Here is a 25,398-nt window from a genome sequence, read left to right as displayed (position 1 = left end):
GCCTAGGTGCGGTCAGCGTGAGCTGAGGTCGGAGATGACAGAGAACAGCATGCGTTCAAGGGTCCTGCGCAGGGCATCCGGCACTCCGTCTGACTCCAGGTGCATCACTGCGAGGAGGGCATTCTCCGTGGCCAGCGTAATGGCGTAGTTCTTTGCGCCGCAGGACACCAGCACGGATCGAACGTACTCGGCGTCTGCGGCAGTCATGTCCTGGGACCCGATGACTGGTGCGATCCTGATCCATTCCGGCCGCGTGGCTGCATAGGAGAGCAGAGCCGTCCGTTTGCCTTCCCTGAGGTCCCCCCAACTGGTCTTGCCGGTGCGGCTTTCGTTCCCGAATACGCCCATCACGTCATCGGCAATCTGATAGGCGATGCCGGCGTAACGTCCAAAGTCAGTCAGCGCGGCCACCACCGGTTCCGGTGCCGCGGCCAGTATGGCACCCGCCTGAAGCGGCGCCTCGAACGAGTAGACAGATGTCTTCTGGTGGGCCGTCCTGGTGATGTCTTCTGGTGGGCCGTCCTGGTGATGTCTTCGAGTGAGGGCATGTCCGGTGTCCGGCTGAACTCGATGTCAAGGACCTCTCCGCCGAAGGAGGAAAAAATTGCGTCATCGAGGATGTCGTTCAGCCGCTGGCGCACGGAGGCCGGCGCTTCAATGGACCTCAGCAGGCGGTAGGCGCTGGACAGGGCAAGATCCCCGGCGAGAACCCCGGCCGAGACTCCGGCATGGTCCGCGGCCGCCGCGGGCTCCCCCGCACGCAGGGCCCGGCTTCGGTAATGACCGGAGACGTTGGGGATGCCGCGACGCACAAAATCACGGTCAATGACGTCGTCGTGAATGAGGAGCGCGCTGTGCAGCAGTTCGTACGAGGCGGCAAGCTCCGCAGCGCTGGAGAAATCAGTGCCGCCCAACTGCCGGTAGGCCAGCATGACCAACCGCGGGCGGGAGCGTTTGCCGCCCGCGGTTGCTCTTTCAAGTGCTTCCCAGAGGCCAAGATAGGTCGCGTTCACGGCGACAGCGCGCAGCTTCGCGTCAGCGAAGAATCGCTGGAGCGAATCTTCAACCAACTCGAGGTCCGCGTTGCCGTTCAGCCGGCGATCCACATTCAGGAAGTTCACTGCGCCGCCCTTCGCTTCGTCGTCCTGGCTCCCCGGGTCTGCCCGGAGCCGTCTATACCGGGCTTCCGGCGGGCTTTGTTTTTCCCCTGCGCGGCCCGCGGGCCGCAAAGCGCTGCTGCAGAAGGACTGCGACGACGATGATCAGGCCCTTGGCGAGCGCCTGGACGGAGGTGTCCAGGTTGTTCTGGGTGAAGACGTTGGTCAGGGTGCTGAAGATCAACACGCCGAGAACTGTGCCCATGATGGTGCCGCGCCCACCGATGAGCAGCGTCCCGCCGACAACGACGGCGGCAATCGCGTCGAGTTCGTAGAGGAGCCCGTGCGTGGAGGTTCCCGCAGTGGTGCGGCCGAGCATCATGATGCCCGCGATGCCCGCTGCGAGCCCGGCCAGGACATAGAGGTAGACGAGGTGGCGCTTCACCTTGATGCCGGCCAGGCGGGATGCTTCGAGGTTTCCGCCGATTGCGATGGTCCGGCGGCCGAAGGTGGTGCGGTTCAGAAGGAACCAACCCGCCACAGCCACGATGGCGAAGATCCAGATCAGGATGGGAATGCCCAGCACTTCGGCGCGCATGACCTTCAGGAAGTCCCGGTTGCTGACAATCTGGGTGCTGCGGCCGGAGATCAGCTCGGCAAGACCCCTGGCAGCTACCAGCATCGCCAGCGTGGCAATGAAGGCGACGACGTTGCCGTACGCGATCACCAGGCCGTTGATCAGGCCGGCACCGACACCAACCGCCAGCGCCACGAGGACAATGAGGACCCACGACGACTGGGTGGCCGCCAGCTGGACGCTGGCCAGGCTGGCAACCACGGTGGTCAGCCCCATGACCGAACCGACAGAGAGGTCGATGCCGCCCGCGGTGATCACGAAAGTGACGCCAATGCTGATCACACCGATAATTGAGGCGTACCGGAAGATGGTGAGCAGGTTCTCGAAGTTGAGGAACCGGTCCCCACTGGTTACCCCGCCCACCACGAAGAGCAGCGCGAGAGCAATGACCAGCCCGAGGCTGCGGCCCGCTGATCCCTTCAGAAAGTTCTGTAGAGGGTTTGCCTGGGGGTGGCTGTGGTCGGCCGGCGCGTCGTTACGCGGTTCGGCCACCTTGGTCTTCTGCTCGCTCACGCGGCACTTCCCTTCATAACGAGGTCGAGCACACCGTGCTCGTCTATATCGCTTGCTTTGGTTTGGGTGAGGACCTTGCCGTCGTCGATAACAAGTACGTTGTCGGCGAGGCCCAGAACTTCCTCGATTTCGCTCGAAACGACGATGATGGCCGTCCCGGCTTCCGCGAGTTTGCGGATCAGATCGTAAATCTCGGAGCGCGCACCGACGTCGACGCCGCGTGTGGGCTCGTCCAGCAGCAGCACAGACGTACCGTGCACAAGCCAACGGGCGAGGAGAATCTTTTGCTGATTTCCACCGGAAAGCGTCCGGGCGGGCCGGTCCGGATCGGCCGGACGCAACTCCAGCGCGGCGATCTGCTCACGTGCTGCGTTCCGCTCAGCCGCTTCGTTCAAGTACCCCATGCGGGCGAAACGCTCGAATGTTGAGAGCGTGACATTCTTGAACAGCGGTTCGTCCAGGATGAGCCCCTGGCTCTTGCGTTCCTCTGGTGAGAGCCCAATTCCGGCGTTGACGGCCGAAGTGACCGATCCCGGCCGTAGGGCCTTGCCGTTCACGGAGACCCGGCCCGACGAAGCCTTGCGTGCGCCGTAAATGGTCTCGAGGATCTCAGAGCGTTTCGATCCCACCAATCCGGCGAAACCCAGAATCTCCCCGGCCCGCACAGTGAGGCTGACCTTCTCGAAGTGTCCGTAAAGCTCCAGGTTGTCCACGTCCAGCACCACGGGAGCATCAGCCGGGACGGGCTTCCTCTCCGGGAACACATTGGCGACGTCCCTGCCGGTCATCAGGCGAATCAGCTCTGACTTTTGCGTGTCAGTAACGCTGAGGCCGTTTGCCGTGCTGCGCCCGTCCTTGATCACCGAGATGCGATCACCGATCTGCCGGATCTCTTCAAGACGGTGCGAGATGTATACGACGGCGATGCCCTGGGCGGTGAGTTCACGAACCACCCGGAACAGGTTGGAAACCTCACCGGAGTCGAGGATTGCACTGGGCTCATCCATGATGATCAGCTTGGTATCGCGCGACAGGGCTCTCGCCATGCTGACGATCTGCTTGTTGGCGGCGGAAAGCGTACCCACCTCTGTTGACGGCGAAAGGCTGCCATGCCCGAGCCGCTTCAGGAGCGTACGCGCAATCGCGTTGGTCTTCTTTACGTGGAGAACGCCTCCGGTGGAACGCTCGTGGCCGAGAAAGATGTTCTCGGCTACGGAAAGCCCATCGACGACGTCGAGCTCCTGATACATGGTGGCGATGCCCAGATCGAGCGCCGCAGTGGGACGAGGGAGGGTAATCTGCTTGCCCTCCCAGCGGATTTCTCCGCCATCAGGCTGGTGAACGCCCGAGAGTGTCTTGATGAGAGTGGATTTGCCCGCTCCGTTCTGACCCATGACGCAGTGGACTTCTCCCGGAAGTACCTGCAGATCGACGCCTTTCAACGCCTGGACGCCAGCAAAACGCTTGGTAAGTCCCCGAACTTCGAGCAACGGCCGTGGCTGATCTTCTTCGAACATGCGACGAACCTAACACATTATGTCGGCAATCGGTACAAGGTCGTCGATTTCTTACATTCTTCTGTTATTGTGATTGCAGTCACGCAAAGTAGCGGGCATCAAAAGAGCATGCTGCACCAGGCGAAGACGCACTTTAACTCATTGAGGAGATACACATGCTTGCAGTTCGTACGGGCCGGAAGTTGCTCGTCACCACCGCTGCCTTCCTTGCTGTCGGCGCCCTTGTTACCGGGTGTACATCAGGCGGGGGCGCGACCAACACGCAGCCGACCAACGCATCGGTTGAAGGCAACCAGGCCCAGGGTGACAGAGTAGTCATCGGCTTCTCCGGCCCCGCGGCAGACCACGGCTGGCTCGGTGCTATCAACTCCGCAGCTCTTGCGGAGGCGAAGAAGTACGGGGACATCGACCTGCGGGTTGCCGAAGGAACTAACGACGCGAACCTGCAGATCAGCCAGGTTGAGCAGTTCATCAACGACCGCGTCGATGCCATCGTCCTCCTGCCTACCGACGGCGCCGCACTGACTCCCGTTGCCACCCAGGCAATGGAAGCCGGCATCCCCGTCATCAACGTTGACCGTGAATTCTCGAGCTCCTTCGCAGCACGCGCCACCATCCTGGGCGACAACTACGGCATGGGCGTCAGCGCCGGCACCTACATCTGCGAGCAGCTCAAGGATAAAAAAGACGCAGTCGTCGCCGAGATCGCAGGCATCGACTCGTTGCCCCTGACACAGGACCGCAGCAAGGGCTTCAAGGACTCGCTGGAGTCCTGCGGCCTCAACGTGGACAACCGCGTTGCAGCCGACTTCACCGTCCAGGGCGGCGAGGCTGCAACGTCACAGCTCCTGTCGGCAGCGCCCAAGATCGATGCCCTCTGGAACCACGACGACGATCAGGGCATCGGCGTCCTGGCAGCGATCGACAACGCAGGCCGCAAGGACTTCTTCATGGTCGGCGGCGCCGGCTCGGCTAACGCCATGCGCGAGATCCAGTCCGGCGATAGCGTCCTCAAAGCTACCGTCATCTACCCCGCGACCCAGGCCGCAGACGGGATCCGCCTCGCGCGCCTGATCTCCCAGAACAAGGCCATGAGTGACCTCGTGGAAATTGAAGTCCCGAAGCGCATCGTTTTGAACGCACCGGTTGTCAACAGCGGAAACGTTGCGCAGTACCTGCCGACGGCCTTCGAATCGTAGGACCGAATGCTCGGGGCGTCCTGTCGCTGACAGGGCGCCCCCTTTCGATCCACCTGCTATTACAACTGCCGCCGGACAAAGAGGACGGTCCTCCACGGTGTGGAGCGCAGTGCGGAAGCCGACACCATCTGGACTCAAACGGTCTAGTCCCGGCCGTTCCGGCCTGCGCCTGCGCCTGCGAAAGGATCAAGATGCCCACCCCGCCCGGCCAGTGCAACGCGATACAGTCAGGGAAGCCGTCAAGGCCGATTTGGAGTTGCTGGCCGGAGGGCGGGATTCCGCCGTCGCGCTCGGCCGAAGTGGCGGACCCTCAGCAGTGTGTCCAACTCCCGGAAGCCGACGCACACCAGGCGGCTGTGCTGCGCGAGTTCTATTGTGCTCTGTCGACCTATTAGTCCGACGGGATGTCGCTAACGTCCGCCTCGCCTTTTTGCGCCGAGGTGGACGACGGCGGGTTCTCGAGACGCGGGGAATCGCCTATCGACCAGCCAGGGCCCAGCTCTTTAAGTTGCAGTACGAGCCACGGGCTGAAAGCCCATGGTGCCGACTCTGCTGCGGTGAACAGGCTTGGCAGGGAGACCCAGCGGTATTCGCACACTTCTGATTGCCTGGGTATTACGTCATCGATCGTTACAGCGGTAAAAACAGGGCATAACTCGTTTTCGACAATGCCATTCATATCTACAGCCCTGTACCTGAATTTGGGCAGGCACTTCTCCAGGCTGGAAACCTCGATTCCGAGTTCCCACTGACCTCTCCGTCGGATGGCATCTAACATGTCTTCACCCGGAGCGGGATGTCCGCAGAAGGAATTCGTCCACGCTCCGGGCCAGGTGGCTTTGCTAAGAGCACGCCTGGTTACGAGCACTCGTCCCAATCGATCGAATACGTAGCAGGAAAAGGCCAGATGCAGCGGAGTTTCATGATCATGAATTTCCAGCTTCGGCGCTGTCCCGCAGGGCTGGCCGTCAGCGTCCAGGAGTACTACCAGCTCTTTATTCGTCATGAAAGCATCAAACCACAGATTAAACGCCCCTTCCTTACGTCCCATCAGCAACTTTTGCTTGACGATCGACAAAAGTAGCTCTAGGTTTAGTGAAGGCCACCTCTGCAACCAGTCACCGTGGATTCGTCTGCTCCTCAGGAGAACCAATGAACTACTCGATCCAGCTCTACACACTCCGGGACCAGATCCAGGCGGACCTTCCCGGCACCATCCGCAAGGTCGCGGAGATCGGCTTCACGAAGGTTGAGCCGTACAACTTTGTCGCCACGGCCAAAGAGCTCGGGGCTGCGCTGAGGGAGAACGGCCTGACGGCTCCGTCCGGGCACGCACCGCTGCTGAGCCAGGACCAGGATGAGATCTTCGCTGCGGCCAGGGAACTGGGAATCACCACGGTGATCGATCCGTTCATCGCCGCTGACCGCTGGCAGTCCGCCGAGGACATCCAGGCAACCGCCGCGAGCCTCAACGCCGCCGCCAGGAAGGGCGCCGAATACGGCATCCGCGTGGGCTACCACAACCACCAGTGGGAGCTGGAGTCCACCATCGAAGGACGCACCGCGCTGGAGTACTTCGCGGACCTCCTCGATCCCGAAGTTGTCCTCGAAGTGGACACGTACTGGGTTGCCGTGGGAGGCCAGGATCCCGTGGCGGTGCTGGAGCGGCTCGGCGACCGGGTCAAATTCATCCACATCAAGGACGGACCGCTGAACACCGACACCAAGGAGCAGCTCCCCGCAGGCCAAGGCAAGGTCGCCGTGCTGGACGTCATCGCCGCCGCCAGGTCCCTCGAGGTGGGCGTGGTGGAATTCGATGACTACGCCGGAGACATCTTCGTAGGCATCGCCGAGAGCCTCGGCTACCTCAACGCCGCACAGGGCACCGCCGGAGCACGCGCATGAGCCACGCAGCATCGACCCGCCGCGGCCCCGTGGGAGTTGCCGTCATCGGCGCCGGCAACATTTCCAAGGAATACCTGGACAACCTCACCGTCTTCCCGGACCTGAAAGTCCTCGTCATCGCCGACCTCTTTGAAGAGGCCGCCGAGGCTCGGGCCAAGGAATACGGCATCGCGGAGTGGGGCGGCGTGGATGCGGCGCTGAACCATCCCGACGTCGAAATCATCGTGAACCTGACCATCCCCGCGGCGCACGTTGAGGTGGCCACCGCCGCCGTCAATGCCGGCAAGCATGTCTGGACCGAGAAGCCCTTTTCCCTGGACCGCGCCTCCGGGCTCGGCCTGCTCAAAACCGCCGACGCCGCCGGCATCCGCCTCGGCTGCGCCCCCGACACCTTCCTCGGCGCCGGCCTGCAGACCGCACGCCGGCTGATCGAACGCGGCGACATCGGCACCCCGCTGACGGCCATGACCACCTTCCAGACCCCAGGCCCGGAATCCTGGCACCCCAACCCGGCGTTCCTGTTCCAGGCCGGGGCCGGGCCGCTCTTCGACATGGGCCCGTATTACCTCACCCTGCTGGTCCAGACGTTCGGCTCCGTCCGCAAGGTCGCCGCCGTCGGATCCAGGTCCACGGACCTCCGCGTCATCGGCTCCGGGCCCAAGGCCGGCGAAGAGTTCACCGTCGAGGTGCCCACGCACGTGAGCGCAATGGCCCAGTTCGAAAGCGGAGCATCCTCGCACAGCGTCTTCTCCTTTGAGTCCCCGCGCGTTCACATGGGATTCGTGGAAATCACCGGCACCGAGGCCACCCTTTCCCTGCCGGACCCCAACAATTTCGACGGCGACATCCGGCTCTGGCGCGCCGGGGACGAGGACTGGACCACGGTCCCGGCAACCGGCCCCGCCAGCGGCCGCGGCATGGGCGTCCTGGACATGGCACGCTCGCTGCGTGCAGGGGTTCCCCACCGCGCCACCGGCAACCTGGCGTACCACGTCCTGGACACCATGGTCTCCATCACCGAATCCATGGAAACCGGTACGTTCGTTGACGTTGAAAGCTCCGCGCCAGTCTCTCCGGCCCTGCCGGAGGACTGGGCCCCGGAAACCGCAACGCTCTAGGAACGACGATGATGACCTCACCCGTATCAGCCAAGCGTCCGCTCGGCGTCGCCATGATCGGCTACGCGTTTATGGGCAAGGCCCATTCCAACGCCTGGCGCAATGTGGCCAGCTTCTTCGATGTCCCGGCCTTTGAACAGACGGTCCTGGTGGGCCGGGACCCCGCCGGGGTGAAGGAAGCCGCCGCGAAATACGGCTGGGCCGAGACCGCGACGGACTGGCGGGCCGTCCTGGACCGCGACGACATCGACATCGTGGACATCTGCGCCCCGGGCTGGATGCACGCCGAGATCGCGATCGCCGCGCTCGCGGCAGGCAAACATGTCCTGGTGGAGAAGCCGCTCGCCAATACGCTTGCCGAGGCCGAGGCCATGACGGCGGCCGCCCAAGCAGCCCGGGCCAAGGGCGTGCAGTCGATGATCGGCTTCAATTACCGGCGCGTGCCGGCGTTGGCCCTGGCGAAGGAGCTCATCGCCGGGGGCCGGGTGGGCACTGTCCGGCAGGTCCGGGCTGCCTATTTGCAGGACTGGCTGGCGGACGAAACGGCGCCCATGAGCTGGCGGCTGAACAAGGAAACCGCCGGTTCCGGGGCACTCGGGGATATCGCCTCCCACGCCATCGACCAGGTCCTGTTCCTGCTCGGGGACCGGGTCACCGAGGTTTCCGGCCGCCTGCACACCTTCGTGGAGCGCCGCCCCGGCGTGGACGGCTTGGAGGACGTAACGGTCGACGACGCCGCCTGGGCCACGCTGTCCCTCGCCTCCGGAGCAGTCGCCTCAGTTGACGTTTCGCGGGTCGCTACCGGCCAGAAGAACTCGCTGAAGCTGGAGATCTATGGGGATAAGGGCGCCATCCGGTTCGACTTGGAGAATCTCAACGAACTTCACTTCCTCGATGCCACCGCACCCGCCCGCGAGCAGGGGTTCCGCCGGATCCTGGTCGGCGAGCCCGAGCACCCGTATCTTAAAGCCTGGTGGCCGCAAGGGCACATCATCGGCTGGGAACACACCTTCACCCACGAAATCCGCGACCTCCTCACCGCCATCGGCACCGGAACCCCGCCGTCGCCGTCGTTCGAGGACGGCCTCGAGGTGCAGCGGATCCTGAACGCCATCGAAGAGTCCGCCGCAGCGAAAAGCTCCACCATCCCGCTGGCCCGCACCACCGCTTCTGAAGGAGCCTGACATGCCCCGCCCCTATACCCTGTTCACCGGCCAGTGGGCCGACCTCCCGTTCGAGGAAGTCGCACGCCTGGCCTCCGGCTGGGGCTACGACGGCCTGGAAATCGCCGTCTCCGGCGACCATCTGGACGCCTGGCGCTGGGACGAACCCGGGTACGTCGAGTCCAAACTCGCCGTACTGGAGAAGTACAACCTGAAGGTCTGGGCCATCTCCAACCACCTGAAGGGCCAGGCCGTGTGCGATGACCCCATCGACTTCCGCCACGAAGCGATCGTGGGCGCGAAGGTCTGGGGCGACGGGGATCCCGAAGGCGTCCGCCAACGCGCCGCCGAGGAAATGAAGCACACCGCCCGCCTGGCCAAAGCCCTCGGCGTGGACACCGTCGTCGGGTTCACCGGTTCCTCCATCTGGCAGTACGTGGCGATGTTCCCGCCCGTTCCCGCCGCCGTGATCGAGGCCGGCTACCGGGACTTCGCGGACCGCTGGAACCCCATCCTGGACGTCTTCGACGAATGCGGCGTCCGCTTCGCCCACGAAGTCCACCCCTCCGAAATCGCCTACGACTACTGGACCACCGTCCGCACCCTCGAAGCGATCGGCCACCGGAAAGCGTTCGGCCTGAACTGGGACCCCTCGCACTTTATGTGGCAGGGCATCGATCCCGTCTCGTTCATCTGGGACTTCAAGGACCGGATCTACCACGTGGACTGCAAGGACACGAAGCTCCGCCCCACCGGCCGGAACACTGTGATGGGTTCGCACCTGCCGTGGGGTGACCCGCGGCGGGGCTGGGACTTCGTCTCCGCCGGCCGCGGCGACGTCCCCTGGGAATCGTCCTTCCGCGCCCTTACAGCGATCGGCTACACCGGGCCCATCTCGGTCGAATGGGAAGACGCCGGCATGGACCGGCTCCACGGCGCGCCCGAAGCCCTGGCAGCGCTGAAGAAGTTCGACTTCCCCGCCTCCCAGACCAGCTTCGACGCCGCTTTCAGCACGAAGCCCTAAGGAAGCGCACGTAGAATCCCTGCATGACCCACACGATTCGAAAGGCAACAACGGACGACGCCGGCCCGCTCGCCGAACTGGCGGCCGTCACCTTCCCGCTGGCGTGCCCGCCGTCGTCGTCACCGGAGGACATTGCCGCGCACGTGGCCAACACGCTCAGCGAACGGCACTTCCGGGAGTACCTGGCGGATCTTGATGTCACCATCCTGGTCATTGACGCGGATGGGGCGCTCCGCGGCTACAGCCTGCTGGTGAACCGGCCAGCAGAGGATCCGGATGTCGCGTCGGCGCTGAAAGTCCTGCCCTCCATGGAGCTCAGCAAATGCTACGTCCACCCCGAACACCACGGCCTAGGCGCGGCCGGCGAACTGATGCACGCCAGCCTCCAGGCGGCGGCAGAAGCGGGCGCGGCCGGAGTATGGCTGGGGGTCAACAGCCAGAACGCCCGCGCCATCCGGTTCTACGAAAAGTCCGGCTTCCACAAAGTGGGCAGCAAGTCCTTTCGGCTGGGAACCACCGTGGAGCACGACTTCGTCCTCGAACGCGCAGTCTGACCCCACCCAACGCGACACACCCACCGCCCACACCCAGCGCGAAGGAACACTTGAGGCCCCGCGGCTGAGGGCCTCAAGTGACCGTTCGCGCTCAATGGTGACCAATCTGACACCCCGCCGCGGAATGGCCCCGGGGCAGGCGGGGTTGTCGCAAGCATGAAGATTGAGATCTGGTCAGACGTCGCGTGTCCTTGGTGCTACATCGGCAAGCGCCGCTTCGAGGCTGCCCTGGCCGAGTTCCCGCACCGCGACGCCGTGGAGGTGAAGTGGCGCAGCTACCAGCTGGACCCCACCCTCCCGGAGCATTACGACGGCACCGAGCTGGATTACCTGAGCACGCGCAAGGGCATGGCCCCGGTGCAGGTCTCGCAGATGTTTGACCACGTTACCGAGCAGGCCAAGGGAGAAGGCCTCGACTACCGGTTCGACCAGGTGGTGGTGGCCAACAGCTTCACCGCCCACCGCCTGATCCATCTCGCGGCCCAGCACGGACAGCAGGATGCCGCGAAGGAACGCCTGCTGAGCGACCATTTCGAGCACGGCAAGGACATTGGCAGCGCCGAGTACCTCACAGCGCTGGGCCACGACTTGGGCCTCAACACTGAAGAAGTCGCCGAGCTCTTCACCACGGACAAATACGCCGATGACGTCCGCTTCGATTTCGAGGAAGCCCGCGCCCTGGGCATCACGGGCGTCCCGTTCTTTGTGATTGACCGGAAGTTTGGGCTCTCGGGTGCCCAGCCCGCCGAAACGTTCACGGCGGCGCTCAACCAGGCCTGGCAGGAGGCCAACCCCCTGGTGCTGGTCAACACGGCCGACGGCGAGGCCTGCGGCCCCGACGGCTGTCCAGTCTGACCCGACTGCGCGGTCTGACACCGCCGGGGCTCTGCGGGGCCTCAAGTGACCGTTCGCGCCGTGGCGGGGAATAACTTTACTGACACATCGCGGTAAAGTGTCTGCATGCCCAGGATTTCGGCGGCCAACAACGCCGCGCAACGCGCCGAGACGCAACGCCGGGTCCTGACAGCGTTCGGGGAGCTCCTGTTCACCCACGGCCTGCCCGGACTGACCATGACTGACGTCGCCCGGCATGCCGGGGTGGGGCGGACCGCGGTGTACAACTACTACGCCGACATCGAAGAACTGCTGATCTCCTACGCCCTGGATGAGACCGAGCGCTTCCTCGCCGAACTCCGGGACTCACTGAGCGCGCTCAATAACCCCGTCGAACGGCTGGCCCTGTACGTGCGCACGCAGGTGGAGGACCTCAGCCGACGCCACCTCCCGCCCGGACCGGCGATGGCGGCGGTGCTATCGCCGTCGTCCTTTGCGAAACTGGCCGACCACGTGGGTGAACTCAGCGTCTTGCTGCAGGGCATCCTCCGGGACGGCATGGCACAGGGGTACCTGCCGCAGGCGGACATTGGCCAGCAGGCGCAGCTCATCCACGGCACGCTCTCCTCCAGCGCCGCACGCGGCAGCAACGAGCCCGCCGAACTTGAGGCCCGGATCGCCCGGACCGTGCGGTTCATCCAGCTCGGCGCCGGAGCAAGGTTCGACGACGACGGCGCACCCCTGCGCGTCAGCCTCCCCTTGCCGTAAACCCCTGCGTTGCTCTATCACTTCCGGTCGTCATCCGGCTGGTTTAACGACCAGACGTGATAGAGCAACGGCAAAAAGTCAGGGGCCGGCCGTCGGAATGACCGGCCACTTGGCATCGTCAGCGATCCGCCGGCTTTCACGCGGGCAGCTGAGCGTCCCTGGCGTCTGGTCCACACGGTCCGCGGCGGCCAGCTCTTTGTAATCGTTGGAAAGAATCATATCAACGCTGGCGTCCGTCCGGCCGTCCTGGAAGTAGTCGGAGCCGGGCAGGTTCCGTTGGACGCTGAAGGCCGCAGACTGCCCGGCAGCCCCGGAAACTACCGCGGCCACGCCGCGGTAGCCGGCCTCCGTGTTGGCCACAGCACCCACCACAAACTTCCGGACCAGCAACTCATCCGCCACGGAGCGGGCCAGACCGGGGCGGCTGGTGGAGTTGTAGACGTTGAGGTTGATTTTGTCGTTGGGGGTGTAGTCAAAGGTGGCGCCGGGACAGGTGGTCCGGGGCTCATCGCTGCCCGCCGTCGTCGGAAGCTTCAGTTGTCCGCTCATGATGGCCAACGCAACGATGATGGCGCCGGCAATGAGGCCCAGCAGCAATACCAGGACCACTCCATGCACCACGCGGCGGCGCACGCGTACCGGGTTGTCGGGGTCGCCGGCGGCCTCAAACGTGGCCCGCAGTTCGGGGCCGGTGACAACGCGGTGGCCATGCAGGACGCTGGCGTCCTTGGGTTTCCTAGCCATCTATGACCAGCACGCGGGCGTGGATGGCGGTCCGCTGGTGCAGCGCTGTCCGGACGGCGCGGTGCAGCCCGTCCTCCAGGTACAGGGTTCCCTGGTACTGCACCACGTGGGGGAAGAGGTCTCCGAAAAAGGTGGAGTCTTCGGCCAGGAGCGCTTCAAGGTCGAGCGTCCGTTTGGTGGTCACGAGTTCGTCCAGGCGGACAGGGCGCGGCGGCAGCGACGCCCACTGTTTGGGCGTGTTGAAACCATGGTCGGGATACGGGCGTCCCTCGCCCACAGCTTTGAAGATCACTATGCCACCCTAGGCAGCTTGGGGGCCCAAGAGAAGTGTCCGGCCCGCAGCATCCTAAGGTTGTAGCCAAACAGTGACCATCTGTCACATGCCGTGGACATTGCGCCGCCGGCGCAGGATCAGAGGGCCCGTGGCTGACACAATGGAGCCATGACTGCACCCGAATTCCCTGCCAGCACCACGCCCGGCGTCCGCCTGCCGTCCACGCCGCCCCTCGCCCTCCTGCTCGACGTTGACGGACCCGTGGCCAGCCCCGTGACCCGTGACGTGAAACCCGGCATCATTACCGATCTGGTGGCGCTGGCCACTGCTGGAATTCCGGTCGTTTTCAATACCGGCCGCTCCGATGCCTTCATCCGGGAGCAGGTCATGGAGCCGATGATCGCCGCCGGCATTCCCGCCGGGACAGTCATCCACGCCATTTGCGAGAAGGGCGCCGTGTGGTTCAGCTACACCGCCGCCGGGCCCGGCCCCATCCACGTTGATCACGAACTGGCCGTGCCCAAGGCCTACGGCGATGACGTCCGCCGGCTCGTGGCCGAGGACTACTCCAGGCACATGTTTTTTGACGAGACGAAACGTGCCATGGTGTCCGTTGAGCAGCACATAGAGGTGCCCTCGGCCGACTACCTGGCCGAACAGAAGCTTTTCGACTCCGACGCCATGGACCTCATGACCCGCCACGGCATGGGCGTGGTTCGCCTGGAGCACCACGCACCGAATTCCGACGACGAGGTGGACTACCGCGTCGATCCCACCATCATTTCCACCGATATTGAGTCAGTGCGGCTCGGCAAAGACCTCGGCGCCAGCCGCGCTGTGGAGTTGCTGGCGGCACAGGGCATCACGCCGCTGGCGTGGCGGACGGTAGGTGATTCCCGCACGGACTACGCCATGGCGGACTGGCTCCACCACAATGACCACCCCGTAAAACACGTTGATGTCCGCCCGGCGGACGGCGTTCCGGTCAAGCCCTATGACGTGTTGACCGCCACCGATCTGGGGCTTGGGGAAGATGTCATTCACGACGACGCCGGCGGAGCTTACCTGCGCAGCTGGCGGGAGGCCATGGTCGGCTGAGCCCGTCCCCGGTCGGCAGCCACCTGTTTTAGGCCTGCCATTTTGGGCGTCGCGCTATTATTCAGATAAGAACGCTTACCATTTACACGCGACGGAGACAACCATTACAGAAGCACCTGTCCAGGACGAGATCTACTACGGCGGCCAGGCGTCCGTAGAACCGCGCACCCACACGGAGGTGACGTCTCCGGCTGCCGAAGCTCGCCTCAAACACCGGCCGGACGTCGTCCGGCACAAGGGCCGGTATGCCCTGATCAACCACAACCGGACGCCGTACCAGGCCATGGTTGAGGATCTGTTGTTCCTGCGCAATGTGCTCGCGGAGGCCGGGCTGGACTACCTTTTGGTGCGCGGCAACAACGACCGTCCGGTCATCGCCCTGGACTGGAACGACCGCAAGAAGCTGCGGGCGGCCTTGGTGGAGGCCTGCCGCAACGAGCCCGTGTACTCCATGACCGTGGACGCGAAAAAGAAGTCCTCCGTGCTGGTTGCCGACGGAGATCTCTCCCCCAACCGTCAGGCCCGCATCTTCCGCCTCTACCGACCGCGTGTTGAACCCGACGGCGGTTTCGAATTCGGTTCGTCCGCTGGCGTCCAGATCGAGCTCTGGAGCTTTGAGGGCGACCAGCTGATCCTCCCGATCGAAAACTCCCTGACCCGCCGCACCATGCAGTCCCAGGACGCTGTCCGCGGGACGGTTGAACGGTACGGCCACACCTGGCCCACCATCGAGAACATGTTCGCCGACCATGCCAGCGACATCAGCTTCGACATCGACCTGGTGTTTTCGTGGGTTGACGGCAGCTCTCCCGAATACATCGCGGCCCGCCGTGCCCAGCAGCAGGGTGTGGTTCTCGGCGAAGGCGACGACCACGAAGCCCGCTTCCGGCAGATCGACGAACTCAAATACGCCCTGCGCTCCGTCTACATGTTCGCGCCCTGGATCCGCCGCATCTTTATCGCCACAGACTCCCCCGCCCCGAAGTGGCTCGCGGAGCACCCGTCGGTGACCATTGTCCCCAGCGATGAGTTTTTCGCCGATCCCGCAGTGCTGCCCACGCACAACTCGCAGGCAGTGGAATGCCAGCTCCACCACATCGAGGGCCTCTCCGAGCACTTCCTCTACTCGAATGACGACATGTTCTTCGGCCGCTCGGTGGGCCCGGACATGTTCTTCACCCCGGGTGGCGTCACGAAGTTCATCGAGGCCGAGACCCGGATCGGGCTGGGCGATAACGATGCCGAGCGCAGTGGCTTCGAGAACGCCGCCCGTGTGAACCGCAAGCTGCTCTGGAACCGGTTCGGTCGGATCACCACGCGGCACCTGGAGCACACCGCCGCCCCGCTGCGGCGCAGCGTTGTGGCCAGGATGGAGCGTGAGTTCCCGGAGGAGTTCCAGAAGACGGCGGCGAGCAGGTTCCGCGCCGCGGACAACATCTCGGTCACCAATTCCTTCTACCACTACTATGCGCTGCTGACAGGCCGTGCGGTCACGCAGACCGCAGCCAAGGTGCGTTACGTGGACACCACGGCCCGCGCCGGGCTGAACTCCCTGCCCAAGCTGCTGGCCAAGCGGAACATGGACTTCTTCTGCCTCAACGACGGCAGTTTCCCCGAAGTCCCCGCGGACGAGCGCGCCGAGATCGTGACTGACTTCCTGGAGAAGTACTACCCCATCAAGGCGCCCTGGGAGCTCTGACGCTCGCAGCCCTGACGCTGGTCGCGCCCACGTCAGGGCTTCCGACCCTCCGGGCTTTGCGCGGCTAGATAGCGTAGTTCGGAAGGGCTACCTTCCTGACGCCTCCTGTTTTTGCGTTGTCAGGGATGCTGACGCCCGCGGCGGCCAGTCGCTCGGCAGTCATTTCCGAGGTGACATGCTCCCCTACGGTGGCCGCGTTCCCCAGCGGAACCACGGAGTGGACAATGGTGTGCTCGTAGACGTGCACCAGGTTGAAGGCCTGCCCGCCGTCCCGGCCGCGGGTACCGCCGACAGCGACGTTGAGGTCCTGGGTGTAGCACGTGGCCGAGGCGACGGAGACAGGAATCCCCGCAAAGGTGGCGGTGGTCGAGTAGTGCAGATGCCCAGCCAGAATAGTCCGGACGTCGGAGTTACGGACCACGGAGGCCAGGCTCGCCTGGTCCCGCAGCTCCACGAGCACGGCAAGGTCCAGGACCGACGGGACCGGCGGATGGTGGAGCGCCAGGATGGTGCCGTCGGGGGCCGGGGTATCCAGTTGGCGGGTAAGCCACCCCAGCTGGGCCGGGCTCAGCTCGCCGTGGTGGTAACCCGGGACCGACGTGTCCATGGTGATGATGCGCAGGCCGTTGATGAAGTAGCTGCGGTCCACCGGTGCGTCACTGGCAGGCTCGTCCAGCAACCCGGTCCGGAAGTTGGCGCGGTTGTCGTGGTTGCCCATGGCCCAGATGACTTGGGCGCCCATGTCTTCGCAGGCGGGATCAACAATTGCCCGGAGCTTTGCGTAGGCTTGAGCGTCGCCTTGGTCGGCGAGGTCACCCGTGAAGATCACGGCCTCGGGCCGGGCTCCGGAAGCCCTGACCTCGTCGAAAAGCTGAATGAGCTTGGCTTCGCAGTCGACTGCGCCGTAAAGGGGATCCGGACCTCCCAACAGGTGGGGGTCGCTCAGGTGGAGAAGGAAGTGGCGTGGCCGGGGGTGTTCGGCCTCGATGTGCTTCATTGCTGCCTCTGTGGTTGGTGGGAAACGGCGTTTCCCTTCTACCCTTCAGTAACTATTATCCAATCAGACAATTGGCAAACTGTGGGTAAATTGTTGCGGCCAAGTTGGAAAAAACTAAAGAATTAAGCCTTGGAAAGTTCGATTGTGGCCGCCGGTCCGTCAAATTCTGCCAGTGCCATTTCAATTGCGTCGATGACCTCAGCGGAGTCCGGTTCGACGGTGGGCGCGAAGCGTGCCACCACCTCGCCCTCGCGGTTGACCAGGAACTTCTCGAAGTTCCATTTCACCAGGCCTGGCAGCACACTGGTTTTGAACCTGGTCAGCTCGGCATAGAGCGGATGCTGGTCCTTGCCACGCACGTTGGCCTTGGCCGTCAGCGGGAAAGTGACACCGAAATTCCGCTCGCAGAACTCGGCGATCTCACTGTCGTTGCCTGGCTCCTGGCCGGCGAACTGGTTGCACGGAACTCCGAGCACATCGAAGCCGCGGTCGCGGAACTTCTCGTATAGCGTCTCCAGGCCCGCGTACTGCGGAGTGAAACCGCACTTTGACGCCACGTTCACCACCACCACCACGTTGCCCTTGAACCGGCCAAAGTCGGTTTCGGTGCCGTCGTTGAGAGTGAGGGGAATGGTGTAAAGGTCTGTCACAGCGCCGTCCTTGAAAGGTTGGTCATGCAGGTGATTCGTTGCCAACCATCAAGGGTACGGGCGCAGTCTGGGAGTTCTCTGTCAAGGTCCCGCCGACTCGGACCATGTTGCGGTGTCGGTAGGCGTGGCGGTGGTTGTAGCTGTCGTAGAAGCTGAAGGCGAAGGCGACGCTGTTTCGGCTGAGGACCCGCTACTCGTTGTTGCTGTTGGCTCCACCGTTGGCGCCGGCGTCGGCGTCAGGCGCGAGGTAGGCCTGAACGGCCACGACCTGGAGACAGTGGGCGTCGGAGACGGCGACGCGCTCGTCGTCGGCGCAGGCGAAGTGCCCGTGGGGGTAGGTGAGGTGCCCGTGGGGGTGGGTGACGTCGTCGTCGGCGTGGCGCTTGACGTTCCCGTCGGCGTCCGCGTTGCCCGGGGCGTGGAAGGCGTTGGGGAGGGCGATGCCGTCGAAGTGGCTGTTTCCGTCGCCGTTTCTGTCACTGTTTCAGTCGCAGTCGGGTCCGGCGATGCGGATTCAGGCGAGGTAGCGTCCGACGACGGCTCTTCCGTGCGTGCCTCGTCCGGCGGTTCCGACGTTGTCACTGATCCCTCCACCCGCGGCGGTTCGGACAGTTCCTCTTCGCCGCCCAGGACCGTGTGGCTGTTGTCCTCGGCGACCGGGATGGCCCAGCGTTGCGCGCCGACGTCCACGGGTTTGGCCTGATAGCTGATCATGGCTATGTCCTCGAGCTCGTCCAACTGACGAATACGCAGAAGTGTCCAGTTCAGCGGGCTGGTGTGCTTGCCGTTGAGGATGGTTTCGAAATGCAGATGGCAGCCGGTGGACCATCCCGTGGTGCCCACACGGGCAATGACCTGGCCCACCTGCACTGAATCCCCCGTCCGGACCGCCACAGCCTCCAAGTGGTTGTACGTGGTGATCAGCCCGTTGCCGTGGTCTAGTTCCACGCGGTTGCCGCCGCCCCAGGGGTGCCACCCGGCGGCCCGGACCACGCCTGCGTCGGCCGAATAAACCCTGGTGCCGCAGCCTGCAGCGAAGTCCTGGCCGAGGTGGAAATCGCCGCCCGCCCCGGTGATCGGGCTGACCCTGTACCCGAATGGAGAGCTTGAAGTGAGGAGCTCAAGGGGCGCCATGAGGGACCCCTCCGGGGGGCGGGTGAGCCCGGTGGCGGCCACGTTGAGCGGAGCGCTCCCGCCCTTGGCGATCGTCCTGACCACTGTGCGGTTGAACGGAACCAAGGCCCGGCTGTCCGTCAGGAAAGCACCGGCCAGCCCAGGCAGGCCAACATGTCCGGCACCCGCCGGCGAAGCTGCCGGGCGGGGTTCAACGGGGGACGATCCAGGGAGGCCGACGGAGAAGAGTGACGCGGCAACAACGGCGCTAGCGGCGAGCACGCGCACAGCTACGGCACAGCCGCCCGCGGGCTCCTTCTCCCGGCCGGATCCCCAATGATTGCCCACTCGTTACTCCCGGGTTGGCCCGCCAGACCCCGGATCCAGACGGACTTACCATCTCATGGGACCACAAAGACCCGGGCCTGTGAACCCCCGCGCCGGTACCGCTCCGGACATTATGTGGATCCGCCCTCAGAACCGTGCCCGCGGCTTCTGGGCGAGAATAGTGACATGCGAAGTTTCCTCAGGGAATGGCAGGGCGAAATCAAACGGGTATTCACCGGTAGCACTGACGGTCAGCCCGCTTGGGTTCCGCGGCTGGCCGAAGGGGACGACGCCGGCTATCACCTTCCCGGCTCGGCCGTCTGGGCGGTGCACGGCTCCATGACCACCATTGTGGCTGGGGTCCGCGCGCTCCTGATGCAAGCCTTGCACCCCGGGGCGCTGGCGGGAATCCACGAGCACTCCGACTTCCGCGCAGATCCGCTCAGCCGGCTGGCCCGGACCATCCGCTGGATCTTCACCGTCACCTATGGCCAACAGGCCGCCGCCGACGAGGCTTCCGCCCGGGTCCGTCGCCTGCACGAGCCTGTACAGGGGACGTACGGTGACGGGCAAGGCGGCGAGCGGAGCTACTCGGCCAACGATCCGGAACTCGCCCGCTGGGTCCACATCGCGTTCGTGGACGCCTTCCTCTCGGCCCACAAAATCTGGGGTGCCGGGATCCCCGGCGGCCCCGACGCCTATGTCCGTGAGTGGGCCCAGGCCGGACGGCTGATGGGCGTGGAGGATCCGCCCCTGAGCGAGGCCGAAATGCGGGAGCAACTGGACCGCTGGTATAACAACGGTGAGCTGGTGGCGGACAGCAGGGTTGCCGAGACCGTTGAGTTCATCCGCAACCCGCCACTGCATCCGCTGCTGCGCCCCGGCTACCGGATCATCTTCGCCGGCGCCGTCTACAGCCTTGAGCCGAAGTACCGCCGCATGCTGGGGCTCCAGGTCCCCCGGCTGGGGCCGTTCCCGCTCCCCGTGAGGCTGGCAACGAAAGTGACTCTCGGCGTCGTACATCTTGCCCTTGGACGCGGGCCTGGACCCAGCGAACAAGCGGCCCGGGAGCGCCTCCGCCGCTTGGGCTACGCGGGCACGTGACCTGGGCAGCTGGGGAGGGCAGCTGTCCTCCAGCCATGGGTCAACCCTTGGCTGGAGGACAGCAAAAACCCGGCCCTGACGAGGTCAGAACCGGGTTTTTGGCTGGCGGAGAATGGGGGATTTGAACCCCCGAGGGCGTTAACCCAACACGCGTTCCAGGCGTGCGCCATAGGCCGCTAGGCGAATTCTCCAGCTGCTTTCGAATCAAAAGCAGATACTAGACTACCTGAACATTCCGGCATCGCCCAATTGGGCCGGCGGACTGTTACCGCACGCGGCAATCCGGGCTCGAGCTGGCCCGTTAACGTAAAAATGGACGCCCCCAATGCGCCCATTCCTTCGATACACCGTTGAGCTGCCGGGTCCGGCCCTCCAGCCAGGCCCCGCAGCTCACAACCTTGAGATTGCCCCAATCGGTGTACATATCCATGATCGGCCCTACCCGCCGGATAAGCAATGAAAATCGCTGCCCATTACCCTGCCTTCTTGGCAGGATGAGGCCATGACACAGCTGCACGCCCTGGTGGTTTACGTTCCGGAGACACACACGGAGCGGCTGCTCGCGGCAATCGGGGACGCCGGAGCGGGCAGGATCGGGAACTATTCGCACTGCACATTCACCTCCCCCGGCACCGGGCGCTTCACTCCGTTGCCTGGTTCCGATCCGTTCATCGGGGCCGTGGGGGCGGTCGAACGCGTGCCGGAAACCCGGGTGGAGTGCGTTGTGGAGGAAGAGATGCTCGACGCCGTTGTGCTGGCCCTGCGCGCGGCGCACCCTTACGAGGAGCCCGCCTTTATGAGCTGGCCGGTGGATGGCTGGCGACGCTAGCTGGCGCCTGGGCATTTGCGCCAGCTTTCGCGGCCGTGACCCGCTTGAGCGGTGCGGGCCAGCACCGCTCAAGCGGGTCCGGGCAGCTCAACAGGAAATTCCGGGTCGCGCGAGGGCACCCGGCCGGGCCACGGCAGGCCCCGGAACGGGCCGTCCGGACCTTCCTGAATCTTCGGGTAAACTTGTCTGCGGCCCCTCATGTGGCGTCATCCTGTTGAACTCCCCCAGGACCGGAAGGTAGCAAGGGTAAACGGGCTCTGGCGGGTGCATGGGGGGTCTTTACTATTCCCCCACAGGGCGGCCGTCCGCGAGGGATCCTGATTGTCTGCCCGGATTGGTAGGGTTTTCTCGTGACTGTTACTACCACCGCCCTTTACCGCAGATACCGCCCGGACTCCTTCGCTGACGTTATCGGGCAGGAACATGTCACCGAGCCGCTGATGACGGCACTGCGGAAAAACCGTGTCAACCACGCCTATCTCTTCTCCGGCCCACGCGGTTGCGGAAAGACCACCTCCGCCCGCATCCTGGCTCGCTGCCTCAACTGCGCCCAAGGCCCCACAGATACTCCCTGCGGTACGTGCCCTAGCTGCATTGAACTGGCCCGCGGCGGTTCAGGCTCCCTGGACGTCATCGAGATCGACGCCGCCAGCCATGGCGGCGTCGATGACGCCCGCGACCTCCGCGAGCGCGCAACGTACGCTCCGGTCCGCGACCGCTACAAGATCTTCATCATCGATGAGGCCCACATGGTCACCTCGGCCGGGTTCAACGCCCTGCTGAAGATCGTTGAAGAGCCGCCGGAGCACATCAAGTTCATCTTCGCCACCACGGAGCCGGACAAGGTCATCGGCACCATCCGCTCCCGCACGCACCACTACCCTTTCCGGCTTGTCCCGCCGGAGCCGCTGATGGCGTACCTGGAGCTGCTCTGCAACCAGGAAAACGTTCCCGTGGCTCCCGGCGTTCTGTCGCTGGTGGTCCGGGCCGGCGGCGGCTCCGTCCGCGATTCCCTGTCTGTGCTGGACCAGCTGATGGCCGGAGCCGGACCCAACGGCCTCGACTACGAACTTGCCGTAGCCCTCCTCGGCTACACCCACGCATCGTTGCTGGATGACGTGGTGGAAGCTGTGGCCGCCTCAGATGCCGCCACCGTTTTCCGGGCTGTGGACCGCGTGGTGCAGACCGGCCACGATCCCCGCCGCTTCGTCGAGGACCTGCTGGAGCGCTTCCGCGACCTCATCATCGTCCAGGCCATGCCCGAAAGCGCCCAGGTCATCCTCCGCGGCATGCCTGCAGACCAGATCGCCCGGCTCCAGAACCAGGCGCACAACCTCGGGGCTTCCGAACTCTCCCGCGCCGCTGATGTCACCAACACTGCGCTGACCGAGATGACCGGCGCCACTTCTCCGCGCCTGCACCTTGAGCTTCTCTGCGCCCGCATCCTGCTCCCCAGTTCGGAACAGACGGAACGCGGCATCGCTGCGCGGATCGACCGCGTGGAGCGGCGCCTGAATTACGCCGGGAACGACGTCGGCGCTCCCGCTCCGGCTGGTGCTGCGGTTTCGGCTGGACCCGCTGCGGTTTCCGCGGTGCCGACAGCGGCAACGCCGGCTCCTGCTGCACCCGTTTCCGTACAACCAGTTTCTGCGCCAGCCGTTTCTGAGGCGCCCGCTGCGGCACTTCCGGTTGCTGCGGTTCCGGTTTCCGCGCAGCAGCCTTCAGCGCCCGCCGCTGCCGGTCCCGAGTCGGCCCGGCCACAGGCCGTCGGAGCCGAAGAAGTCAGGCCGTCTCTGACGCCGCCCAGGGTCAGCACCAACGACTGGCCGGTTGACGAGTCCACAGCCAGGCGGCCCGCTCCCACACCGCAGGCATCCGGTCAGCCCACCCGAGAGACCGGGGCAGACGCCCCCCGCGCAGTTTCCCCGGCCACCCCGCCTGCAAGCACCGGGGCCGCCGGGACAGGCGACGTCGAAGTCCTGCGCCGTGCCTGGCCGGAAGTCCTGCAGACACTCTCCAAGATCAAGCGCAGCACGTGGGCCCTGGTTGAGCCGAACGCCCAGGTGGGTGCATTTGACGGCCAGGTCCTGACACTGTCGTTCAGCACTACCGGGTTGGCTGGCGCCTTCGGCCGGGCTGATCACGCTGAAAACCTGCGGCAGGCGATCCACAAAACGGTGGGCATCGACTGCCAGATCACCGCAGTCGCCGGTGGCGCCAACAGGGCAGCGAGCGCTGCGCCAAACCCAAAAGCTCCCGCTAGTCCGGAAGCTCCGGCCAGTTCAGCCGATGTCGCGTGGGGCCTGGCCCCTGCCAGCGCCGTTTCCACGCCTGAGGTCCTGGCCACCGCGCCGGCACTTTCGCCAGCCCCCTCCCCCGCGACGCGTGCTCCCGAACCGGCCGCGCCTCCTGCAACTGCTGCGCCTGCACCGACTGCAGGCGCGGCAGCTCCTGAAGAAACAGTCCAGCACACCGGCGACGTCAGGGCGCCGGCAGCCACTGAGGCCGCCCAGGTACCAGCCGCCCAGCGTCAGCTGGGACCAGCTGAGCCGGATGACACTGCCGGTTCGTACGCCTACTCCGATGACGATTGGGGTCCTCCCCGCGACGAAGATGCACCGCCTCTGGACGAGGAACCCCCCATGGACTGGGATCCCTCGGCGGCTACCCCACGCCTATCGCCTTCACAGCCTGAGCCTTCAGCGGCCGCACCCGCCAAGCGGCCCGCTCGAGGTGCACCAAAGGCTGCTGCAGCAAAGGCCTCCCCAGCAAGCAGGTCCTCCGCTTCTGCATCGGCCGCTCCGTCACAGCCAGACACAGCACTGGATCCGTGGGGCAGGGCCGTCGAGCAGGCCCCTGGCGTATGGGTTGTTGGCACCGAGCCCAATGTTGGCAAAAACCTGAGCACGTCCGTCCCGGAGGAAGCCAAGGAGACGGCTCCTGCGCCCACCTACGAGCCGGCTACTGCCCAGGTCCCCCAGGCGTCGTCTGCCGTTAGCCAGTCTGAAGCCGACGCCAGTTGGGGCTTGCCTCCAGTAGCTTCTGCCGCAACCTCGGACGTCGCCGCACAACATCCAGCCGCACCGCCAAGCCACGCTCCAGAAAGCGACGCATCAGAACCTGCGGTGCCCCAGAGCGCCGCGCCAGTCAGTCAGGCACCAGCCGGCCAAGCCCCAGCTAGCCAAGCCCCAGGATCCCCGGCAGTCCCGCCGGGGGAAGCGGTGGTTCCCGAACGTGCTGAGGTCCGCGAGTACGCCATGGCATCGACTGCTCCGGCTGCCGCACCCCTGCAGCCGGCACCGGCAACCTCCGAGTCCGCTGCTGCCGCCCGTCAAAGTCTTTACCAGCGCCTGTCCAACAGCCCCGAGGCCGAAGCCGGACGTGCCAAGGCTCCGGCCAGGGCTGCCGCCGCCACCTATGTCCAGGACATTCCGAGCGCGGACGATGAAACCATCGAGGAATCCGGCGTCTTTGGACGCGCCGCCGTCGAGCGTATTCTGGGCGGAAAGCTGATCGAGGAGCGATCCCCGGACGGAAGCCCCATCGTTTCAAGGTTCTAGACGACTGCAGCATGTGCTCCCGCAACACCATTCACCAGCCAAGCCAAACCAAAAGAGGAAAACGTGTACGAAGGTGCAGTCCAGGAGCTGATTGACGAGCTCGGACGGCTTCCCGGTGTTGGTCCCAAATCCGCCCAGCGGCTTGCCTTCCACATCCTCGAAGCGGACCCCCAGGACATGAAGCGACTCGTGGAAGCCATCACCATGGTGAAGGAACGCGTGAAGTTCTGCACCGTATGCGGCAACGTCACCGAGCAGGAATTATGCAACATCTGCCGCGATCCGCGCCGGGACCCGTCAGTCATTTGTGTGGTGGAGGAGTCCAAGGACGTCCTCGCGGTGGAGCGCACCCGATCCTTCCGCGGCCGTTATCACGTGCTGGGCGGAGCCATCAATCCCATTGCCGGCGTTGGGCCCGAGCAGCTGCGGATCCGGGAACTCCTGACCCGGCTGAACGACGGCGCCATCCAGGAAGTCATTATCGCCACCGACCCCAACCTCGAAGGCGAAGCAACGGCCACGTACCTGGCGAGGATGCTGAAGACAATCGGCATCGTGGTGACCCGGCTGGCCTCCGGCCTGCCAGTGGGCGGCGATCTTGAGTACGCAGACGAAGTCACCCTCGGCCGTGCATTCGAAGGCCGCCGCAACGCCCTGACCTGAGCGGACCTGCC

24 protein-coding genes, 1 tRNA gene and 1 other RNA gene are annotated in these 25,398 nt (G+C 64.8%); 15 read left to right on the top strand and 11 right to left on the bottom strand.

All coding sequences use genetic code 11. The features are described 5' to 3' along the window. Positions 1–12: 12 nt before the first annotated feature. From ACX80V_RS14675 to ACX80V_RS14660, 4 genes are read right to left on the bottom strand one after another with little or no spacing between them, the layout of a single operon-like run. On the bottom strand, positions 13–504 hold the full coding sequence (locus tag ACX80V_RS14675; protein WP_485843832.1) for a polyprenyl synthetase family protein: 492 nt from the start codon (positions 502–504) through the stop codon (positions 13–15). After that, entirely contained in the window at positions 399–1,121 is a 723-nt protein-coding gene (locus ACX80V_RS14670) for a polyprenyl synthetase family protein (protein ID WP_485843757.1), read from the bottom strand. The genes ACX80V_RS14675 and ACX80V_RS14670 overlap by 106 nt, the downstream gene beginning before the upstream one ends. 52 nt (positions 1,122–1,173) lie before the next feature. Further along, on the bottom strand, positions 1,174–2,247 hold the full coding sequence (locus ACX80V_RS14665) for an ABC transporter permease (RefSeq protein ID WP_058930144.1): 1,074 nt from the start codon (positions 2,245–2,247) through the stop codon (positions 1,174–1,176). Beyond that, on the bottom strand, positions 2,244–3,764 hold the full coding sequence (locus tag ACX80V_RS14660) for a sugar ABC transporter ATP-binding protein (RefSeq protein ID WP_058930145.1): 1,521 nt from the start codon (positions 3,762–3,764) through the stop codon (positions 2,244–2,246). The genes ACX80V_RS14665 and ACX80V_RS14660 overlap by 4 nt, the downstream gene beginning before the upstream one ends. Positions 3,765–3,919: 155 nt before the next feature. Here ACX80V_RS14660 and ACX80V_RS14655 point away from each other — a divergent pair, with 155 nt between their 5' ends. Then, a complete protein-coding gene (locus ACX80V_RS14655) occupies positions 3,920–4,963 on the top strand; it encodes a substrate-binding domain-containing protein (protein WP_485843756.1) in 1,044 nt (347 codons plus the stop codon). Positions 4,964–5,354: 391 nt separating this feature from the next. Here ACX80V_RS14655 and idi read toward each other — a convergent pair whose 3' ends face one another. Continuing rightward, complete coding sequence (gene idi / locus ACX80V_RS14650; RefSeq protein ID WP_083510561.1) at positions 5,355–5,969, bottom strand: isopentenyl-diphosphate Delta-isomerase; 615 nt, start codon at positions 5,967–5,969, stop codon at positions 5,355–5,357. 146 nt (positions 5,970–6,115) lie between these two features. On the opposite strand from idi, the gene ACX80V_RS14645 reads away from it, so the two are divergent. The 7 genes from ACX80V_RS14645 (at position 6,116) to ACX80V_RS14615 (ending at position 12,329) form a co-directional block, all read left to right on the top strand. After that, positions 6,116–6,868: a sugar phosphate isomerase/epimerase family protein gene (locus ACX80V_RS14645; RefSeq protein WP_485843755.1), complete on the top strand. Its 753-nt coding sequence runs from the start codon at positions 6,116–6,118 to the stop codon at positions 6,866–6,868. Beyond that, the gene (locus tag ACX80V_RS14640; protein ID WP_485843754.1) at positions 6,865–7,986 is read left to right on the top strand and encodes a Gfo/Idh/MocA family protein; all 1,122 of its coding nucleotides are present in this window, start codon (positions 6,865–6,867) and stop codon (positions 7,984–7,986) included. The genes ACX80V_RS14645 and ACX80V_RS14640 overlap by 4 nt, the downstream gene beginning before the upstream one ends. Before the next feature lie 11 nt (positions 7,987–7,997). Next, positions 7,998–9,170 (top strand): Gfo/Idh/MocA family protein, encoded by a 1,173-nt coding sequence (locus tag ACX80V_RS14635; protein ID WP_485843753.1) that lies wholly within the window; start codon positions 7,998–8,000, stop codon positions 9,168–9,170. Position 9,171: 1 nt separating this feature from the next. Further along, positions 9,172–10,173: a sugar phosphate isomerase/epimerase family protein gene (locus tag ACX80V_RS14630; RefSeq protein WP_485843752.1), complete on the top strand. Its 1,002-nt coding sequence runs from the start codon at positions 9,172–9,174 to the stop codon at positions 10,171–10,173. A 23-nt stretch (positions 10,174–10,196) separates the two neighbouring features. Next, positions 10,197–10,727 (top strand): GNAT family N-acetyltransferase, encoded by a 531-nt coding sequence (locus ACX80V_RS14625; RefSeq protein ID WP_485843751.1) that lies wholly within the window; start codon positions 10,197–10,199, stop codon positions 10,725–10,727. A 156-nt stretch (positions 10,728–10,883) separates the two neighbouring features. Next, the gene (locus ACX80V_RS14620; protein WP_485843750.1) at positions 10,884–11,582 is read left to right on the top strand and encodes a DsbA family oxidoreductase; all 699 of its coding nucleotides are present in this window, start codon (positions 10,884–10,886) and stop codon (positions 11,580–11,582) included. Positions 11,583–11,687: 105 nt separating this feature from the next. Further along, the gene (locus ACX80V_RS14615; protein ID WP_485843749.1) at positions 11,688–12,329 is read left to right on the top strand and encodes a TetR/AcrR family transcriptional regulator; all 642 of its coding nucleotides are present in this window, start codon (positions 11,688–11,690) and stop codon (positions 12,327–12,329) included. A gap of 78 nt (positions 12,330–12,407) precedes the next feature. Here ACX80V_RS14615 and ACX80V_RS14610 read toward each other — a convergent pair whose 3' ends face one another. Continuing rightward, positions 12,408–13,073 carry a LytR C-terminal domain-containing protein gene (locus ACX80V_RS14610; RefSeq protein WP_485843748.1) on the bottom strand — a complete coding sequence of 222 codons (666 nt, stop codon included), beginning with the start codon at positions 13,071–13,073 and terminating at the stop codon, positions 12,408–12,410. Beyond that, positions 13,066–13,365, bottom strand: a complete 300-nt coding sequence (locus ACX80V_RS14605) for a type II toxin-antitoxin system VapB family antitoxin (RefSeq protein WP_058930154.1) — start codon at positions 13,363–13,365, stop codon at positions 13,066–13,068. The genes ACX80V_RS14610 and ACX80V_RS14605 overlap by 8 nt, the downstream gene beginning before the upstream one ends. Before the next feature lie 150 nt (positions 13,366–13,515). On the opposite strand from ACX80V_RS14605, the gene ACX80V_RS14600 reads away from it, so the two are divergent. Together ACX80V_RS14600 and ACX80V_RS14595 are read left to right on the top strand one after the other, a co-directional pair. After that, positions 13,516–14,445 carry a Cof-type HAD-IIB family hydrolase gene (locus tag ACX80V_RS14600; RefSeq protein WP_485843747.1) on the top strand — a complete coding sequence of 310 codons (930 nt, stop codon included), beginning with the start codon at positions 13,516–13,518 and terminating at the stop codon, positions 14,443–14,445. Between the two features lie 283 nt (positions 14,446–14,728). Further along, positions 14,729–16,144: a stealth family protein gene (locus ACX80V_RS14595; RefSeq protein ID WP_485843831.1), complete on the top strand. Its 1,416-nt coding sequence runs from the start codon at positions 14,729–14,731 to the stop codon at positions 16,142–16,144. Positions 16,145–16,208: 64 nt separating this feature from the next. On the opposite strand, the gene ACX80V_RS14590 is transcribed toward ACX80V_RS14595, so the two are convergent. The 3 genes from ACX80V_RS14590 to ACX80V_RS14580 all read right to left on the bottom strand — a co-directional run bounded on the left by ACX80V_RS14590 (position 16,209) and on the right by ACX80V_RS14580 (position 19,252). Further along, positions 16,209–17,141 carry a phosphodiesterase gene (locus ACX80V_RS14590; RefSeq protein WP_485843746.1) on the bottom strand — a complete coding sequence of 311 codons (933 nt, stop codon included), beginning with the start codon at positions 17,139–17,141 and terminating at the stop codon, positions 16,209–16,211. A 122-nt stretch (positions 17,142–17,263) separates the two neighbouring features. Next, on the bottom strand, positions 17,264–17,791 hold the full coding sequence (locus ACX80V_RS14585; RefSeq protein ID WP_058930156.1) for a glutathione peroxidase: 528 nt from the start codon (positions 17,789–17,791) through the stop codon (positions 17,264–17,266). An 81-nt stretch (positions 17,792–17,872) separates the two neighbouring features. Then, positions 17,873–19,252 (bottom strand): M23 family metallopeptidase, encoded by a 1,380-nt coding sequence (locus tag ACX80V_RS14580; RefSeq protein ID WP_485843745.1) that lies wholly within the window; start codon positions 19,250–19,252, stop codon positions 17,873–17,875. A gap of 165 nt (positions 19,253–19,417) precedes the next feature. Here ACX80V_RS14580 and ACX80V_RS14575 point away from each other — a divergent pair, with 165 nt between their 5' ends. Further along, entirely contained in the window at positions 19,418–20,335 is a 918-nt protein-coding gene (locus tag ACX80V_RS14575; protein ID WP_485843744.1) for an oxygenase MpaB family protein, read from the top strand. A gap of 103 nt (positions 20,336–20,438) precedes the next feature. Here the strand turns inward: ACX80V_RS14575 and ACX80V_RS14570 are convergent. Beyond that, positions 20,439–20,526 (bottom strand) — tRNA-Ser (locus ACX80V_RS14570). Between the two features lie 311 nt (positions 20,527–20,837). Between ACX80V_RS14570 and ACX80V_RS14565 the strand changes: the two genes are divergently transcribed. From ACX80V_RS14565 to recR, 4 genes are all read left to right on the top strand, one after another. Beyond that, entirely contained in the window at positions 20,838–21,164 is a 327-nt protein-coding gene (locus ACX80V_RS14565; RefSeq protein ID WP_485843743.1) for a YqfO family protein, read from the top strand. A gap of 187 nt (positions 21,165–21,351) precedes the next feature. Beyond that, an RNA gene (ffs, locus tag ACX80V_RS14560) (signal recognition particle sRNA small type) lies at positions 21,352–21,448 on the top strand. A 66-nt stretch (positions 21,449–21,514) separates the two neighbouring features. Beyond that, positions 21,515–24,724, top strand: coding sequence for a DNA polymerase III subunit gamma and tau (locus ACX80V_RS14555; RefSeq protein WP_485843742.1), 3,210 nt, complete (start codon positions 21,515–21,517; stop codon positions 24,722–24,724). 63 nt (positions 24,725–24,787) lie between these two features. Continuing rightward, the gene (gene recR / locus ACX80V_RS14550; RefSeq protein ID WP_056348564.1) at positions 24,788–25,387 is read left to right on the top strand and encodes a recombination mediator RecR; all 600 of its coding nucleotides are present in this window, start codon (positions 24,788–24,790) and stop codon (positions 25,385–25,387) included. Positions 25,388–25,398 lie beyond the last annotated feature (11 nt).

This window comes from Pseudarthrobacter arbutini (genome assembly GCF_054510915.1).
The sequence above is the reverse complement of the archived record's forward strand: the minus strand, read 5'-3'. Positions and strand labels throughout refer to the sequence as shown.

What these genes read in the sequence shown, in the direction of transcription:
- ACX80V_RS14660 (WP_058930145.1), bottom strand. Translation starts at nt 3,764, where the DNA reads ATGTTCGAAGAAGATCAGCCACGGCCGTTGCTCGAAGTTCGGGGACTT.
- ACX80V_RS14565 (WP_485843743.1), top strand. Translation starts at nt 20,838, where the DNA reads ATGACACAGCTGCACGCCCTGGTGGTTTACGTTCCGGAGACACACACG.
- ACX80V_RS14620 (WP_485843750.1), top strand. Translation starts at nt 10,884, where the DNA reads ATGAAGATTGAGATCTGGTCAGACGTCGCGTGTCCTTGGTGCTACATC.
- ACX80V_RS14655 (WP_485843756.1), top strand. Translation starts at nt 3,920, where the DNA reads ATGCTTGCAGTTCGTACGGGCCGGAAGTTGCTCGTCACCACCGCTGCC.
- ACX80V_RS14615 (WP_485843749.1), top strand. Translation starts at nt 11,688, where the DNA reads ATGCCCAGGATTTCGGCGGCCAACAACGCCGCGCAACGCGCCGAGACG.
- ACX80V_RS14590 (WP_485843746.1), bottom strand. Translation starts at nt 17,141, where the DNA reads ATGAAGCACATCGAGGCCGAACACCCCCGGCCACGCCACTTCCTTCTC.
- idi (WP_083510561.1), bottom strand. Translation starts at nt 5,969, where the DNA reads ATGACGAATAAAGAGCTGGTAGTACTCCTGGACGCTGACGGCCAGCCC.
- ACX80V_RS14640 (WP_485843754.1), top strand. Translation starts at nt 6,865, where the DNA reads ATGAGCCACGCAGCATCGACCCGCCGCGGCCCCGTGGGAGTTGCCGTC.
- ACX80V_RS14630 (WP_485843752.1), top strand. Translation starts at nt 9,172, where the DNA reads ATGCCCCGCCCCTATACCCTGTTCACCGGCCAGTGGGCCGACCTCCCG.
- ACX80V_RS14645 (WP_485843755.1), top strand. Translation starts at nt 6,116, where the DNA reads ATGAACTACTCGATCCAGCTCTACACACTCCGGGACCAGATCCAGGCG.
- ACX80V_RS14575 (WP_485843744.1), top strand. Translation starts at nt 19,418, where the DNA reads ATGCGAAGTTTCCTCAGGGAATGGCAGGGCGAAATCAAACGGGTATTC.
- ACX80V_RS14600 (WP_485843747.1), top strand. Translation starts at nt 13,516, where the DNA reads ATGACTGCACCCGAATTCCCTGCCAGCACCACGCCCGGCGTCCGCCTG.
- ACX80V_RS14635 (WP_485843753.1), top strand. Translation starts at nt 7,998, where the DNA reads ATGACCTCACCCGTATCAGCCAAGCGTCCGCTCGGCGTCGCCATGATC.
- ACX80V_RS14625 (WP_485843751.1), top strand. Translation starts at nt 10,197, where the DNA reads ATGACCCACACGATTCGAAAGGCAACAACGGACGACGCCGGCCCGCTC.
- ACX80V_RS14610 (WP_485843748.1), bottom strand. Translation starts at nt 13,073, where the DNA reads ATGGCTAGGAAACCCAAGGACGCCAGCGTCCTGCATGGCCACCGCGTT.
- ACX80V_RS14595 (WP_485843831.1), top strand. Translation starts at nt 14,729, where the DNA reads ATGGTTGAGGATCTGTTGTTCCTGCGCAATGTGCTCGCGGAGGCCGGG.